This is a genomic window from Aeromonas salmonicida subsp. salmonicida (genome assembly GCF_001643305.1).
Taxonomy (GTDB): domain Bacteria; phylum Pseudomonadota; class Gammaproteobacteria; order Enterobacterales; family Aeromonadaceae; genus Aeromonas; species Aeromonas salmonicida.
Genome location: NZ_LSGW01000029.1, coordinates 1 through 1,124, shown reverse-complemented (window position 1 = coordinate 1,124; position 1,124 = coordinate 1). Strand labels below are relative to the sequence as shown.

Annotated in this window: 2 protein-coding genes; both read right to left on the bottom strand. The window is 64.7% G+C overall.

All coding sequences use genetic code 11. The features are described 5' to 3' along the window. Positions 1-5 precede the first annotated feature (5 nt). A complete protein-coding gene (locus tag AXW79_RS02180; RefSeq protein WP_005320308.1) occupies positions 6-734 on the bottom strand; it encodes a phage terminase small subunit in 729 nt (242 codons plus the stop codon). A 3-nt stretch (positions 735-737) separates the two neighbouring features. Continuing rightward, positions 738-1,124 (bottom strand): P2 family phage major capsid protein (locus AXW79_RS02175; protein ID WP_196764782.1); only part of this gene is annotated, 387 nt, incomplete at its 5' end.

The following is a 1,124-nucleotide window of genomic DNA, read 5'->3' as shown; positions in this document are numbered from 1 at the left end:
AGTCGTTATTGCTCTGGGTTAAGCACCCGCAGGCGCATAGCAATCTTTTGGCGCAAGGTGCCGACGCCCACCTTGCCGTGCAGCTGGTCGGCCTGGGCCAGCCAGTGATCGGCTTGCTCCAGGGTGGCGCTGTCGCCCACTGCGCTGGGGCGGGGTTGGCCGTCATGGTCACGCAGCAGCAGACAACCTGCCGCCTTGAACCACTTGGCGGTCAGCCGTTCGTTGAGGCGCCAGTCATTGCGCACCTTGTCGAACACCCGGGAGAACCAGGGCTCGACGGCATGACCTTCGGCCGCTTGCTTCTCGGCCCACTCCAGCACTGTGTCAGCCACAAAGTGGGCCCAGTCACGCTTGATGTTGTTCGGGGTGCGCTGGCCCTGGGCAATGGCGAGCTCTGCCCAGGCAATGCCTGCATCAAAGTCCCCGACGTCAAAGGCCCAGATGATGAGGCGCTGAAACAGCTCGTTCTGGTAGGGCTGGCCCGACTCCGCGACCGCTGCCAGATAGCGCGCCACATAGGGGCGGTACTTGGGCATCAGCTCATCGCGTTTCATGTTCACCCGATCCCCAATGCGCGCCAGCTTGCGCAGCCGCACGATGTCCTGCTCCAGGGCAATCATCTGCAGGTGCAGGCTGTCCGCCACCGCGCCGCTGGCCATGCCCGAGCTGGCGGCTTGCTGCGCCCCTTGCATGGCTTGCACGCGTTGCTTGTGACGTTGACCGGGTGAGCTCATGGCTTAGGCCTCGGGTACTGCCGGCGCGGCGCCGATCTCGATGTCGGCCTCTTCAAAGCCGCCATAGGCCAGGTGCTCGCCCAGGGCATAGCCTTCCATGCGCCAGTACTGGTTATCGAAGCACTTGCGATCCTGGTTATCCTCGGCCTTGCGGTTACGCGTGCCGCGCTGGGTGTAGCAGTGCAGGTTGTCCAGGGTGGTGACCACCATCCGCTTGCCCGGGAAGAAGGGCGGGATGTAGGCCTTGCGCCCGGCGATGGACTCGGCCAGCTTCTGGGCGGCGATCTGCTCGCTCGGCTTGGTGGCTTCGCTGTAGAGCTTGGCTTGGGCCGCCGCCACCAGTTCGGTACCGACCAGCACCACCAAGCGTGGGTCTTGGCGAAACAGCGG

Coding starts and splice junctions, on each gene's coding strand:
- AXW79_RS02180 (WP_005320308.1), bottom strand. CDS start 734: ATGAGCTCACCCGGTCAACGTCACAAGCAACGCGTGCAAGCCATGCAA.